This window comes from Escherichia sp. MOD1-EC6162 (genome assembly GCF_002965125.1).
In the GTDB taxonomy this organism is placed as follows: domain Bacteria; phylum Pseudomonadota; class Gammaproteobacteria; order Enterobacterales; family Enterobacteriaceae; genus Escherichia; species Escherichia marmotae.
Window position 1 is genome coordinate 14,330 of record NZ_PTSB01000007.1, and the last position, 13,197, is coordinate 27,526.

9 protein-coding genes and 4 pseudogenes are annotated in these 13,197 nt (G+C 49.8%); 2 read left to right on the forward strand and 11 right to left on the reverse strand.

Annotated features, from left to right (window positions below; translation table 11 throughout):
* Positions 1-8 precede the first annotated feature (8 nt).
* Together iadA and A9587_RS07885 are read right to left on the reverse strand one after the other, a co-directional pair.
* Positions 9-1,181, reverse strand: coding sequence for a beta-aspartyl-peptidase (iadA, locus tag A9587_RS07880; protein ID WP_016249540.1), 1,173 nt, complete (start codon positions 1,179-1,181; stop codon positions 9-11).
* Between the two features lie 12 nt (positions 1,182-1,193).
* A pseudogene (locus tag A9587_RS07885) lies at positions 1,194-1,468 on the reverse strand (hypothetical protein); the annotation flags it as partial.
* 137 nt (positions 1,469-1,605) lie between these two features.
* Between A9587_RS07885 and kptA the strand changes: the two are divergent.
* On the forward strand, positions 1,606-2,178 hold the full coding sequence (gene kptA, locus A9587_RS07890) for an RNA 2'-phosphotransferase (RefSeq protein ID WP_001151954.1): 573 nt from the start codon (positions 1,606-1,608) through the stop codon (positions 2,176-2,178).
* On the opposite strand, the gene A9587_RS07895 is transcribed toward kptA, so the two are convergent.
* From A9587_RS07895 to A9587_RS07920, 6 genes are all read right to left on the reverse strand, one after another.
* Positions 2,173-3,351: an MFS transporter gene (locus A9587_RS07895; RefSeq protein WP_000075091.1), complete on the reverse strand. Its 1,179-nt coding sequence runs from the start codon at positions 3,349-3,351 to the stop codon at positions 2,173-2,175. The genes kptA and A9587_RS07895 overlap by 6 nt on opposite strands.
* Positions 3,352-3,419: 68 nt before the next feature.
* Positions 3,420-4,280, reverse strand: coding sequence for an SdiA-regulated domain-containing protein (locus tag A9587_RS07900; RefSeq protein WP_001517684.1), 861 nt, complete (start codon positions 4,278-4,280; stop codon positions 3,420-3,422).
* 64 nt (positions 4,281-4,344) lie between these two features.
* A complete protein-coding gene (locus tag A9587_RS07905; RefSeq protein WP_010378310.1) occupies positions 4,345-4,602 on the reverse strand; it encodes a DUF3343 domain-containing protein in 258 nt (85 codons plus the stop codon).
* Positions 4,599-5,366, reverse strand: coding sequence for a putative 2-hydroxyacyl-CoA dehydratase activator YjiL (gene yjiL, locus A9587_RS07910; protein WP_105263732.1), 768 nt, complete (start codon positions 5,364-5,366; stop codon positions 4,599-4,601). The genes A9587_RS07905 and yjiL overlap by 4 nt, the downstream gene beginning before the upstream one ends.
* Before the next feature lie 9 nt (positions 5,367-5,375).
* A complete protein-coding gene (locus A9587_RS07915; RefSeq protein WP_061091165.1) occupies positions 5,376-6,527 on the reverse strand; it encodes a double-cubane-cluster-containing anaerobic reductase in 1,152 nt (383 codons plus the stop codon).
* 118 nt (positions 6,528-6,645) lie between these two features.
* Positions 6,646-7,926, reverse strand: a complete 1,281-nt coding sequence (locus A9587_RS07920) for a DUF445 domain-containing protein (protein WP_010378299.1) — start codon at positions 7,924-7,926, stop codon at positions 6,646-6,648.
* A gap of 184 nt (positions 7,927-8,110) precedes the next feature.
* On the opposite strand from A9587_RS07920, the pseudogene A9587_RS07925 reads away from it, so the two are divergent.
* Positions 8,111-9,055, forward strand: a pseudogene (locus A9587_RS07925) (Rpn family recombination-promoting nuclease/putative transposase).
* A gap of 242 nt (positions 9,056-9,297) precedes the next feature.
* On the opposite strand, the pseudogene A9587_RS24990 reads toward A9587_RS07925, so the two are convergent.
* The 3 genes and pseudogenes from A9587_RS24990 to A9587_RS07940 form a co-directional block, all read right to left on the reverse strand.
* Positions 9,298-9,696, reverse strand: a pseudogene (locus A9587_RS24990) (aminotransferase class I/II-fold pyridoxal phosphate-dependent enzyme); the annotation flags it as partial.
* Positions 9,697-9,773: 77 nt separating this feature from the next.
* Positions 9,774-9,827 (reverse strand): annotated as a pseudogene (locus A9587_RS25640) (GntR family transcriptional regulator); the annotation flags it as partial.
* A gap of 93 nt (positions 9,828-9,920) precedes the next feature.
* Positions 9,921-13,184 carry a type I restriction endonuclease subunit R gene (locus A9587_RS07940; RefSeq protein WP_105263734.1) on the reverse strand — a complete coding sequence of 1,088 codons (3,264 nt, stop codon included), beginning with the start codon at positions 13,182-13,184 and terminating at the stop codon, positions 9,921-9,923.
* Positions 13,185-13,197: the final 13 nt, after the last annotated feature.

Below are 13,197 nucleotides of genomic sequence, written 5' to 3' on the forward strand. Positions count from 1 at the left end.
ACAACCGCTTATGCAGTTTCAAACGTTCCTTTCACACACGCCTTGCCGTCTTTGACCATCAGTTTGCCGCGAGCGTATACCTGCGCAATGCGCAGCTTCGGTGTCAATACCAGCAAATCCGCGTCATTACCTGGCAGGATTTCACCTTTCCCGGTCAGGTTAAGGAAACCGGCTACGCTACTGGTGAGCGGGCGCAGGGCATCGCTGATACTGAAACCGTAGTCTTTAACCAGCACCTGTACGGTTTCCAGCAACGTCTCAAAACCCGCAACGCCGATATGGGTTAAATTCCCTTCGTCGTCGAAGAAGGGTTGGCTGCCGTTGCCGTCGGAGCTAAGGGTGACGCGTGCCAGCGGAATACCCGCCTGAACGGCGCGGGCAATACCTTCGGCAGGGGCGACCGGTTCGTCAATGCTGCTGGTAATGTCGATGGTGCCACCCTGGCGCGCGAACTCCAGCGCCTGCTCAAACAAAGGCACGTTGCGGTTAACATGCGTCGGCAGCAACTTACTGATTGGCACATCGCAGTTTTCCAGGAGGTCATAGATGGGCTGTAACGCCTTTTTGCTGTCGCCCATGTGGAACACGGTGACGCCAGGCTTACCGCCGAGCAAGCCACCAACGCGGGATTCTGCTGCCATATTGGCCAGATGGTAAACATCCGGCGCGGCGGAGCGGTGATCAGAGATGGCACATTTCACGCCAATCACGCGATCGATAATCGCCACATCCTTTTCCACAGAACCCGTAATGGTGCGGGAAGGTACATGATAAGCACCGGTCAGCATCCAGGCGCTGATGCCTTCTTCATTGAGTGCTCGGGTCTTGGCGAGTAGGGATTCCGGATGGCGAGAGATAGAGTCAGTGCCCAGCAGGCCAACTACCGACGTGACGCCCGCTTCCGTCAGGCGGCTTAATGCTACTTCCGGCGTGCGTGTTGTGGGGCCAGCTTCACCGCCGCCGCCAATCAAATGGACGTGTTGATCAATAAAACCCGGACAGAGGATCTGCCCGCTGAGATCGACAACCGTGCAGTCCGGTACGATGTCAGAAGGGATATTGCTGGCAACGGCGATAATCTTGCCGTTAGCGATTAACACATCGCAAATACCCCGATCCTCCGGCGCATACAAATGCGCTCCCTGCAACAGGGTAAAACCGGCTGCGGAATAATCAATCATGGTAACTCCTTGTTAAACAATAAGCTGCATAACCCAAATCGACAGCAATGCGTTAATCACGCAGACCGTAATGATATGCGGGTAATATTTGGCATTCACTTCGGCTGTCTCCAGGCAGCGACCGACATTTTGCACCGGGTTGCCCATTAAATACATCGCGAGCAGTAAAACGGTGACATCATGAGCGGTTAATGCGCCCGCGGTCGCCTGGCTGGCAGCAACGCCGACCGCGTCGTCCATACTCATCAACGTGGCTAAAAGACAGTTGCCGCTTCACCGGGCATTCCCACAACGTTTTTGTGACCGTGTGTTGCTACGTGTTTTTTGCAGAGTGGAAAAATAGGATTGAGTTGCAGAAAATTCATAAACACAGTGACAATAACGATGAGTAAGTAAAGGCAGAAAATACAAGGATGAATGCAAAATGGCAAAGTACAGTGAAAAAGATCTGGCGGATACGAGTAAGTTTTTAAGTTTTGTCCTCCGACATAAACCAGAGGCGATTGGCATCGTGCTGGATCGTGAAGGGTGGGCGAATATCGATAAGCTCATACTCTGTGCACAAAAAGCGGGCAAGCGGTTAACGCGTGCATTACTGGATTCCGTGGTCGCCACCAGTGATAAGAAGCGCTTTAGTTATTCCAGTGATGGTAGGTGTATTCGTGCTGTTCAGGGGCATTCGACTTCGCAGGTCGCTATTGCTTTCACCGAAAAAACACCGCCACAATTTCTCTACCACGGTACGGCAAGTCGTTTCCTTGAGGCGATAAAAAGTCAGGGATTAATTGCAGGGGAGCGTCACTATGTGCATCTCTCTGCTGATGAAGCGACAGCTCGCAAAGTAGGAGAAAGACACGGAGCGCCGGTTATCTTAACCGTCAAAGCACAGGAAATGGCGAAACGAGGAATACCTTTCTGGCAAGCGGAAAACGGGGTCTGGCTGACATCAACCGTTGCGGTTGAGTTTCTTGACTGGCAAGGGAAACAGCCCTTATGAAGTCACCACTTGCAGCTTAAACAATTGCACTGTGCAGATCAGCGCCGCAATAAACAACGCCGCTGCGCCACAGAGAGTGGCACTGGCGAGAGCCGATGTTCCGTTGCCGAGCAAACTGGTCAGCGCCGGGCCAAGAATTTGCCCAATGCCGTAAATAAGCGTCACAAAGCCTAACAGGTTGAGGTTTCCCGGCACACTAAGCTGGCGGGCGATGGTCATCACCAGCGAGGTGGTGCCCATAAAGGTGCCGCCAAACCCAACACTACTGATGATGAGTAATAAAGGCGAGCTGCTGGCGAGGGTTAACAGTACGCAGATCGCCTGCACCAGTAAGTTCGCTGTCAGGCAAGGTAACGCTCCCCAGCGTTTTGCCGCCCACAGCCAGCTAAAGCAACCCGGGACAATCGACAAGCCAACCAGCGTCCAGAGATGGGCGGTTAACAATGGCGAGCCTGCATCTTTCGCCATCAGCGGCAGGTAAGTGGCGACGATGATATAACCAAAACCTGCCAGACCATACAGAATCGCCAGCAACCACCAACTCATCATCTGTTGATCGTTTTTTGCCAACGGCGCAGGCGCGATGAGGTGTTTTTTCGACGGGATCAATAGTGCCAGAACAATCAATATAATGGCAGAAAGCGCTCCGGCTCCTTGCCACAATGTTTGCGAGGAGAGGGTAAAATGCAGTCCCGCCAGCACATATTCATTGCCCAGCGCGATACCGACGCCAACGCCAGAAAACAGCGCCGCAAGCACAAAGGGATGGCGGGTATGTTGCATAATCAGCGTCGAGCCGAATATCAGCATTCCGGCGCTGGCGACGCCCGCCAGAAAGCGAATCAACAACACCAGAACAAAAGTTGGCAACCATGCCATCGCGAGGATCAATAATCCGGTTGCCAGGGCGCAAGCCAATAAAAACGGGCGCAGACGCGACGGCAGATGAAACGCGCCGAATGAAAACAGCATGCTGCCTGCCAGATACCCTGCGTAGTTGCCGCTGGCAATCCACGACAGTTCGCTAAATGAAAACGTTCCTTCCGCCAGCATGACAGGTAGCATTGGCGTATACAGAAAGCGGCCTAACCCCATCCCTAAGGTCAGAACCAGCATCCCAAAAAACGCGGTGCTGAAAGAGAAGCGTTCTACGGGATGCAATGAAGGGGACATGTTTTACCTTATTTGTATTTTTTTGTTGTTAACAAGTTAATAACAAAAAAGGAAAACATGCCAGCCTGTTAATGTGATGATGTAGGGGTAAAGCGATAAAAAAGATTGGGTTCGCCAACGATATAGATATTGCCAGTGGCGTCCATCGCTATCCCTTCGGCCTGTTTGATGTTATGTGACAAACCCCGGCTACCTTTGGTAAGCGACATCTCACCGATGACCTCGCCTGTTTGGGTGACTTCCTGGAGTGCGCGAGACTCATGAGACAGCACCAGAAGTGTATTTTTTTGTGGGTTAAATTCCGCGCCAGACACGTCGTCTAAAGTAAATTGCCGTTGTAATGATTTATCCTTGCTAATGTGCAACTCGTCACTACGTAATAGTCCGGTAACTTTATAGATCTCAATCGGGTTTTTCTCTTTAAAAAACCAAAAAGTGTGGTCCTGGCGAGAATAAGCCAGTCCTTCAAAACCACTATTGGTCGGCGTTTCCTGCAGCGGGATTTTTATTTTTTTGAGGATTTTCACCTCTGAGTTTTCATTAAGAGAAATGACATAAATGGCATAATCGCGCTCATCGCTAATGACAAACTGATTATCGCCAATGTATTCGATCGTCTCGAGATCTTTCACAAAATCCAGAGGAATAGTGCGGATCAAGTCGCCATTGGTGGTCATTTCAACAATTGCCGCGGGCTTGTTGATAGTGCTAAACAGGGTATTGCTCTGTGCCGACCAGGTCAGCGAGGAGATATTATTCGTTACACCTTCAATTTCTTTGCCGTCAATGGTGGCGTGGTAATTCTGAAATGATGTCGCATGATTGCTTTTACGGGCGCAAGATTGCACAAAGAAAAAACTCACGACTACGATGGCAAAAAGAATAGCAATACCCGTGATGCGTTTATGTAACGAAAAACTTTTTGTCATGGCATTCCCTTTAAGGCAAATCAATAAGATATCGAGAAGTATACGTAGCGATCTTAATGAATCCTTAACGCGGAGTTGAATCGTAATCTGCAATACACAGCCAGCTCCCATCCTGCTGATAATAAATTGACTCTGTTTGACCTGGGATAACCCATTGTGTTTCCTCACCAGCAGGACACCTCAACCAGATGCATAGCCCACAGCCTCCACGTAACTCACGGGGAATATCCGAGACGCGAAAAGCCATGCCCGCTGCTTGCAACGCCTTGCGCGTTTGCACGACGCCGACCGTTGAGTGAAATAAAAAAAGATACTCTTTCATGTGCGTTTTCTCTGCCGCTGACCAATCACCGCTGCGCCAATTGCGCCAGCGAATTGTGCATCAGGATGGGTATGTACTGGCATTCCCAGGTGAGTTTCCAGCATCCGGGAAAAGACCTGGCAATGGCTGACACCGCCAGTAAACAGAATCGGCGCTTCACAGGAGAGACGAGCAATGAAATTGGCGCTGCGGCGCGCCATAGCGTTAATCACTCCGGCGAGAATCGCTTCCGGCGCTACCCCGGCAGAACGCAGACTGATCACTTCTGATTCGGCAAACACCGTACACATACTGCTGATGGCGTGCGGTGGCACATTTTCGGTAATACAGTCGAGTTCCTCGATGCTGGTGCCCAGCGTACGCGAAATCACTTCCAGAAAACGTCCGGTTCCTGCCGCACATTTGTCATTCATCAGGAAGTCACACAGATTACCGTCACCATCAAGTTGAATCACTTTGCTGTCCTGGCCGCCGATGTCGATCACCGCGCGCGTTGCTGGCGCAAGAAATCGCGCTCCCAGCCCGTGGCAGGAGATTTCCGTCACCTGTTTATCGGCAAAATCCACCAGTTGCCGCCCGTAACCGGTGAGCGTCAGAAACGGCGTTGTCTCTAACCCTTCGCGCAGAGTTTCCCAGGCTTCTGTAATTGCTATTGCCGGGCGAAATGGCGTTGGAACGAGGAAACGGCGCATAATTACGCCGTCTGCCAGTAAGATCCCTTTGGTGGCGGTAGAACCGGAATCAATGCCTATCGAATACCTCACAGCCACCTCTTACAGCATCTCAATAAAGGCCGCGACGCGGGTACTGAGCTGCCCGATATCCGAAGTGGAGTAGTCCGTTTCAATGGCGATATAAGGAATGTTGTGCTGCTGGCGCACGTGACGTTTAATCGCCAACGATTCCACCGCGTAGGTATGGCACGCCTGCAAAATCACGTCTACCACGCCATCGACCTGATACTCCTCCACCATCTGGCTGAGCATTTTCAGACGTTGATCATTCGGAGAAACACAGGAGCAGCCAATCGCCAGATACTTGTCGGCCAGCGCATCATAGACATCGCCCGTTTCCGCCACACATTGCTCAGTCGCTTTTGCCCCCGTGCAGTTTTCATAACCGACCACCCAGCCGCCGTTCTCTTCAATCGCGCGAACCACTTTCTCTGCTGCGCCGCCAATTGGGCAGCCGGTAATTAAAATGCGTGGACGCGGCTCCAGCCGCTGACCTTCTTCCCATTGCTGACGAACGCGGGCGGTCATTGTATCCAGTTCATTGATCAATGCGTCTTTATCGAAACGGAAGGTTGCGCCGTAAACGACTTTCAGAATGTCGCTGCCGCTAAGCGCCGGGGGATTTAACTGCCCCAGATGATAGAAGTTCGCCAGTGCACGGCGTTCGCGATTTTTCAGTGTAATGGCATCGCGCAACGCGTCTTCTGTGATCTCTTGTCCGAAACGTTCTTCCACTACCTTTTGCAAGCGCAGCATTTCAGCTTTCCACAACGCGCGCGAAGCCTCGTCCTGCACACTGTTCGGCAGTTGCATCACATGCACGGGTTTAAACTCCGCCATGTACTCGTACATTTTCTTTTTGCCGTCGCAGGTAGTTTCACCGACCACCAGATCAGAAAAGTAAAAGTAAGGGCATTTATCAGTTTTGCCGAAGCCGTAGCTACTTTTAATCAGCGGACAGAGGTTGCGCGGCAGATCTTTCTCCGCTTCTTCAATGGTTTCATCAGAGGTGGAACAGAGCGAGACAACAACCGCCCCGGCGGCCATTGGGATCTCCTGCGGCATAAACGTGCAGTAGGTGCCAACCAGCGGAATGCCGCGCTCTTTGAGATCCATGACGGTGAGAAAGCCTTTTTGGCGAGCTTCGGAGAACTGATCGAAAATGGCGGGTAGATCGGTGACAAGTGACATGATTTTCCTTCCCCGTAACACGGGAGATGATGAAAAGAGGCCACATTATTACCATGTTTTTAGTGTGGTTTATTTGATCTCTCTCGCGGTTAGCCTCTTAGCGTATTTTCATTGATCTCTAAAAATTGCCGATGGATAACAAGGTCGGGATTTGCGATAAAAGATACAGTATCAACCCGATACAACCCCCAACCAGCGTGCCGTTAACGCGGATAAACTGGAGATCTTTGCCGATGTTTAACTCGATTTGCCGTGACATATCGCGCGCGTCCCAGCTTTTTACCGTGTCAGTAATGTGTCGCGTCAGGAATGCCGAAAACTCAGGCGCGACGCGGTGCGCGGCCTGTTCGAGATGACCATTTAACGACGCCCGCAAGGCGTCATCGGCAATTAACGTCTCGCCAAACCACTGACCTGCCCGCGCGATACGCTCCTTCACGCGAGAGTCTTCGCTGTTGATATCCGCTTTCAGCCACTGCCGTAAATCCCCCCACAATTCACTGAGATAGCGGTTAAAGGCTTCATCTTCTTTCAGATACGCTTTGATATTGTCGGCGCGCGCCGCCATTTCGGGATCGTTTTTTAGCTTATCGATCAACGCAAAGGTGGCGCGATCAAACGCATGGCGGATCTGATGAGCGCGATCGCGGCTGATATCATCAAGCAAAGAATTCACGGCGTCAGAAACCAACTCTGCGCTATGTTCACCCAGCCATTCGGTAGGCAAAATTTTGGCTTTTAGCGGGTGTTCACTCTCCAGCCAGCGGACAATCTGCTGGGCGATAAATTTGCGCGATTTATCACGCTGGAGCAGGGCAATCAACTGTGCGATCAGCGTATCGAGCAGCACCTGATGACGATCGTTTTTGGTCATGCTCTCCAGCATCAATGCACTGGTGCCGGAAAGATCCACTTTATCAATCGCCCGATGCACCGCGCGCTTAAGCAGACGCTGAATACGTGCATCATCGGTCAGTTCGAGAAAACCACTCATGATCTGCAACAGATGCTGACCGACACGGCGGGCGTTTTCCGGCTGGCTGAACCAGTTGCCAATCAATAATGCCGGTTCATGACGACGAATCAGCGCGACCAGCGATTGGGTATCAAGAAATTTTTCCTGAACGAACTGGCCGAGATTTTCGCCAATCCGGTCTTTATTTCGCGGAATAATCGCCGTATGGCGAGAAATAATCGGAATCGGCACGCGGCGAAACAACGCCACCACCGCAAACCAGTCTGCCAGCGCGCCGACCATTGCCGCCTCTGCGATAGCCTTAACACCACTCACCCAAAAATTGGCGGGTAGAAAAAGCGTAACAACAAAGGTCGCAGCGGCGACGAGCAGCAAAGAGAGCGCCAGCATTTTGGCGCGTCGGAGTTCAATGATTTTATTCATATCGTAAGGATAGAGCCTGGCGGTAGATTCACGCAAAAATCGAGATGCCTTCCAGAAAAATGTATCGCTTGCAGGAGAACCAAAATAGCCTGGAAAGCGCCTCGGGGAATGGGAAATTACCGGGTGAGAGTCGGTTTATTAATCGCTAAAGTCAGGCCATCTCTTTTATAGGTGATGGCTCGCCATGACAAACTTCACGACCAGCACGCCGCATGACGCATTATTTAAATCCTTTCTCTCCCACCCTGACGCCGCGCGGGATTTTATGGAGATCCACTTACCCAAAGATTTACGTGAACTGTGCGATCTCGACACCTTAAAACTGGAATCAGCCCGCTTTGTCGATGAAAAATTGCGGGTGCTACACTCCGATATTCTGTGGTCGGTAAAGACCCGCGAAGGTGATGGCTATATCTATGTGATGATTGAACATTAGAGCCGCGAGGATATTCATATGGCCTTTCGTCTGATGCGATATTCCATGGCGGTGATGCAGCGCCATATAGAGCATGATAAACGCCAACCGCTACCGCTGGTCATCCCTATGCTGTTTTATCACGGTAGCCGTAGTCCTTATCCCTGGTCTTTGTGCTGGCTGGATGAATTTGCCGACCCGGCTACCGCACGGAAACTTTATTCCGCCGCGTTCCCGCTGGTGGATGTCACCGTGGTGCCGGACGACGAGATCGTGCAGCATCGCAGAGTCGCCCTGTTGGAGTTGATCCAAAAGCATATTCGCCAGCGCGATCTGATGGGGCTTATCGATCAACTGGTAGTATTACTGGTTACAGAGTGTGCTAATGACAGCCAGATAACTGCGCTGTTAAATTACATTTTACTGACTGGTGATGAAGCGCGTTTTAAGAAGTTTATCAGCGAACTTACCCGTCGAATGCCACAACAAAGGGAGCGAATAATGACGATTGCAGAGCGAATTCATCATGATGGATGGCTGTTGGGGAGGGAGAAAGGGAAAGAAGAAGGGGAACAGCGCCTCCTCCGATTGTTATTGCAGAATGGGGCAGATCCTGAATGGATACAAAAAATCACCGGACTTTCGGCAGATCAAATGCAGGCATTAGAGCAGCCCTTGCCTGAAAGCAAGCGCGATCCATGGATCGAGTACTAATCAGAGACTGATGGCATACGAAAAACTGCCTGATGCGCTACGCTTATCAGACTTACATTTTATCTGCAATCTATTGAATTTACGATATTTGTAGGCTGAATAAGGCGTTCACGCCGCATCCGGCATGAACAAAGTGCACTTTGCCTAAGTCAGGTTGGAACGTGGCGATGATCCAGCAGAGATAAAACGAGTTACAGGCGATTCGTGAGAGGAAATTCCAGCGCTTCGCTACTATTTCGTATTTATTCCATTGCCCGATACACGGCCTCGCCAATGTGCTTCAGCGCTTCGCGATAAGTTTCGCTGAGCGGTAAAGCGCAGTTGATGCGCAGACAATTACGGTATTTGCCGGAAACTGAGAAAATCGAGCCTGCCGCTACCTGGATTTTCATGCGGCACAGTTGCCGCGCGACGCAGACCATATCGACCTGTTCAGGCAGTTCTATCCACAGTAAAAATCCGCCTTTCGGGCGTGTAATACAGATTTCGCAGGGAAAATATTCCCGTATCCAGCAGGTATAAAGTGCCATATTGCGCTGATAGTTCTGCCGCATCTGCCGGATATGGCGATGATAGTGACCTTCCAGCACAAACGTTGCTGCCGCCATTTGCGTGGACGGTACATTAAAGCTGCTGGTGGCTGGGTTTTATGTTGCGCAACAAAATAGCCCGAACGTGGCTGCGGAGTGATGAGCTTCATCGTCTCCAGCGTCTGATACGCCTGCTGCACGGTACTGATGCTGACGCCGTGCTCCTGACTTAAGCTGCGCACCGACGGTAATTTCTCCCCGTGACGATACAGCCCTTGCTCAATCTAACGTTAATTCAGAATGGCCGGATAACAAAGTGTATCCGGCCTTCATAATTAATTTAAAGCACTCATATGATGTTCTTTAAAATTCTCTGCCTGTGCCAGCACACCCATATAAACATCATCATTCGCTACTGGCGGGAATTTATGCTTGTGTAGAAGCAGAATAAGTTCAACTTTTAGTTTCGCTTTAATATCATCGCGTTTACTCCAGTCAGGATATTTCGATGTGTTGTCAACCACGCTTTTCATCTCTTTTGCCAGCGACAGCATTTTTTCATCGTCATAGGTGAACTGATATTTATCGCGCATATGGGCAAGAATGTCGTAAAACGCTTTTTCTTCAATATCAATACCTAAATCGGCCCAGGTGCCCATTTCGGTTTTAATATCATAGATAATATCGGTCATTTCCTGGCTGAATGTATCAAATTCTTCACCGTTGAGTACATCATCTTCTCGTCGCTCATTATAACGATCTATAATCGCCTGGAAGCGGCGGGTGAAGTTAATCCCTTGCAACTGGTTCACTTTTTTGAAGTCGCTGATCGCTTTCTCCAGTAATTTTTGCAATAACTGGATCTTCGTTGCCGGAAGTTTGATCTTGTTAATTCGTGCCAGATAATCTTCGTCAAAAATATCGATAGATTCCGCTTTTTTGTCGCCAAGAAAATAAATTTCTTCTACGCCATCAGCTTTTAACGCTTCTGCAATCATTTCACGAACGCGTGCATTCATCTGGGTGACATCCGGTGCGTCACCTTTCGTCAGCTTGAAAACAATTGAACGAACAGCAAGATAATAGTGAATATAGTCACGTTCTGTCTGTGATAGTGCTTCGCTGCCACAGCAGACGTCGTAGGCGGCTTTCATGCGTTTAACCAGTCCCATAAAACGACGTTCAACTTTCTGGGTGCGCAGAACAAATTCCGCTGCGCGGTTGAGGCAGGATAATTGCGCTTGTGGTTCACCACTAAAATAATCCCGGCTGTCAAATTCGTAAAAGACTTGCCCCAACAAATCGAGATGGTTTTTAACTTCTATAACCGATTGCTGAATATCTTCAAAGTTGGTGGCATCAATGCGGGAATACATTGCCAATGCCTGGTTCATCTGGCTCTTAATGCCGATGTAGTCCACCACTAACCCTTTGCTTTTGCCTTCCAGTTTACGGTTAACGCGCGAAATGGTCTGGATAAGGTTATGTTTTTGTAAGGGTTTATCAATATAGATAGTATCCAGTTCCGGGACGTCGAAACCGGTCAGCCACATATCAACAACAATGGCAATTTTGAAATTCGATTTAGCGTTTTTGAACTGCTTATCCAGCTCTTTACGATATTCTTTTGTGCCCAGTAAATCATAAAGCGCCTCGTCGTCATCTTTACCGCGCGTCATGACCATCTTCACCATTTCAGAAGGCGGTAACTCTTTCTGCTCCTGTTCCGTCAGGACGACGCCATCGGGGGTTTGCTTCACTTCAAACCAGGCAGGGCGAATAGCTTTAAGCTGACGGTAGAAATCCCAGGCAATTTCACGGCTGGCACAAACAAACATGGCTTTACCTTTTACGGTGGAACCTTCGGCTACGCGTTTTTCATAATGTTTAGCAAAATCTTCCGCGAGGGCTTTTAACCGGTCTTCATCACCCAGAACCGCATTCATGGTTGCGGTGGCTTTTTTGCTTTCGTCGATTTGCCACTCATTGGTGCCTGCGTTTGCGCACTCTTCGTAATACTTTTCGACTTCTTCCAGTTTGCTGGAGTCCAGGATCACTTTAGCCGCACGGCCTTCGTATACGATGCGCACAGTGATTTCATCCTGAACGGATTCGGTCATGGTGTAACTGTCGATCACCTCACCGAAGACATCGAGCGTCGCGTCAATCGGTGTGCCGGTAAAGCCAACATAGGTGGCGTTTGGCAGTGAATCGTGCAGATATTTCGCAAAGCCATAAGTTTTGCGCACTTTTCCGCTTTCTTTATCGACGATGACTTTCTGGTCGAGGTTAACCTGGCTACGATGTGCTTCGTCCGAGATGCAAATGATATTGCTGCGTTCAGAAAGGAGTTCGGTGTCTTCGGTGAATTTATGGATCGTTGTCAGGAAGACACCGCCACTATTGCGTCCCGCTAGCTGATTACGCAGATCTTCACGGCTGGTAACGGGAACGATGGTGTCGTCGCCAATGTAATTTTTGGCGTTGCACATTTGCGCAGAAAGCTGATCGTCCAGATCGGTGCGGTCGGTGATCAAAACAATGGTCGGGCTGGCAAACTCCACGCTCTTCATCAAAAGACGCGTTAAAAATTGCATGGTGTAACTTTTGCCACAGCCCGTTGCGCCAAAGTAGGTGCCGCCTTTACCGCTACCGAAAGGTTTACGCGCTTGCTTGATGCTGTAATAGAGTTTGCGGGCGGCATAGTACTGCGGATATCGGCAGCAAATTTTAGCTTCGTGCTTGGCTTTATCCGGGAAGCAGATAAAGTTTTTAATTACATCCAGCAGACGTACCGGATGAAACAGCCCCTGAATCATTGAGTGCAATGACGGAATTCCGTCCTGTTCACGGTTTTCATTACCGGTAACTTTGCGCCATGAGTAAAAGTATTCATAGGGCGCAAACAGGTTACCCATCCGGTTATTTACGCCATCGCTAATAATGCAGAGCGCGTTGTAGATAAACAGTTGCGGAATATCCCGGCGATAGCGTTTACAGAGCTGCTTCCAGGCATCGCCAATACTGGCATCCTGCTCGCGCACCGCACTTTTAAATTCAAAGACGACCAGTGGCAGACCGTTGATATAGAGAATGCCGTCAGGAATACGAGTCTGATTATCTTTACCGGAGATTTTAAGCTGGTTAACAATCTTAATCCGGTTAAGCGGCGGATTAATATAGGAAGGCGGGAGTTCCGCCGCCTGTTGCAACGGGACATCTTCGGCGTCAAATATCTGGCGCAGTGCGGCAGGTAGATGCCGGGTGTCGAGCAATTCAATATAGAGATCTTTTTGTTGCCGATCGTCGCGTTTGAACAGAAAACCATTTGCCAGCCAGCGACAAAATGTTTTGTTGCTTTCATAAAGATCGGAAGCAGGAAGCGTGGTGAACTGTTTGATCAGTCGCTGAATCTCTTCTTCAGTAATGCCATCAGGCTGGTAGCGTGCCGCTAAATAATGACGGAGATCGTCTTCGATAATGACCTGATCGAGACTCGAACGTGGGACATTATCGCCGATCAGGTGTTGATATCCCTGATCCTGTAACAGTTCAATGATCGCTTGTTCTAATTTTGCTTCACTGAAAGAGAGACTCATATCGCGCTCCAAC

Coding starts and splice junctions, on each gene's coding strand:
- iadA (WP_016249540.1), bottom strand. CDS start 1,181: ATGATTGATTATTCCGCAGCCGGTTTTACCCTGTTGCAGGGAGCGCAT.
- A9587_RS07905 (WP_010378310.1), bottom strand. CDS start 4,602: ATGAAAGAGTATCTTTTTTTATTTCACTCAACGGTCGGCGTCGTGCAA.
- A9587_RS07920 (WP_010378299.1), bottom strand. CDS start 7,926: ATGAATAAAATCATTGAACTCCGACGCGCCAAAATGCTGGCGCTCTCT.
- A9587_RS07940 (WP_105263734.1), bottom strand. CDS start 13,184: ATGAGTCTCTCTTTCAGTGAAGCAAAATTAGAACAAGCGATCATTGAA.
- kptA (WP_001151954.1), top strand. CDS start 1,606: ATGGCAAAGTACAGTGAAAAAGATCTGGCGGATACGAGTAAGTTTTTA.
- A9587_RS07900 (WP_001517684.1), bottom strand. CDS start 4,280: ATGACAAAAAGTTTTTCGTTACATAAACGCATCACGGGTATTGCTATT.
- A9587_RS07915 (WP_061091165.1), bottom strand. CDS start 6,527: ATGTCACTTGTCACCGATCTACCCGCCATTTTCGATCAGTTCTCCGAA.
- A9587_RS07895 (WP_000075091.1), bottom strand. CDS start 3,351: ATGTCCCCTTCATTGCATCCCGTAGAACGCTTCTCTTTCAGCACCGCG.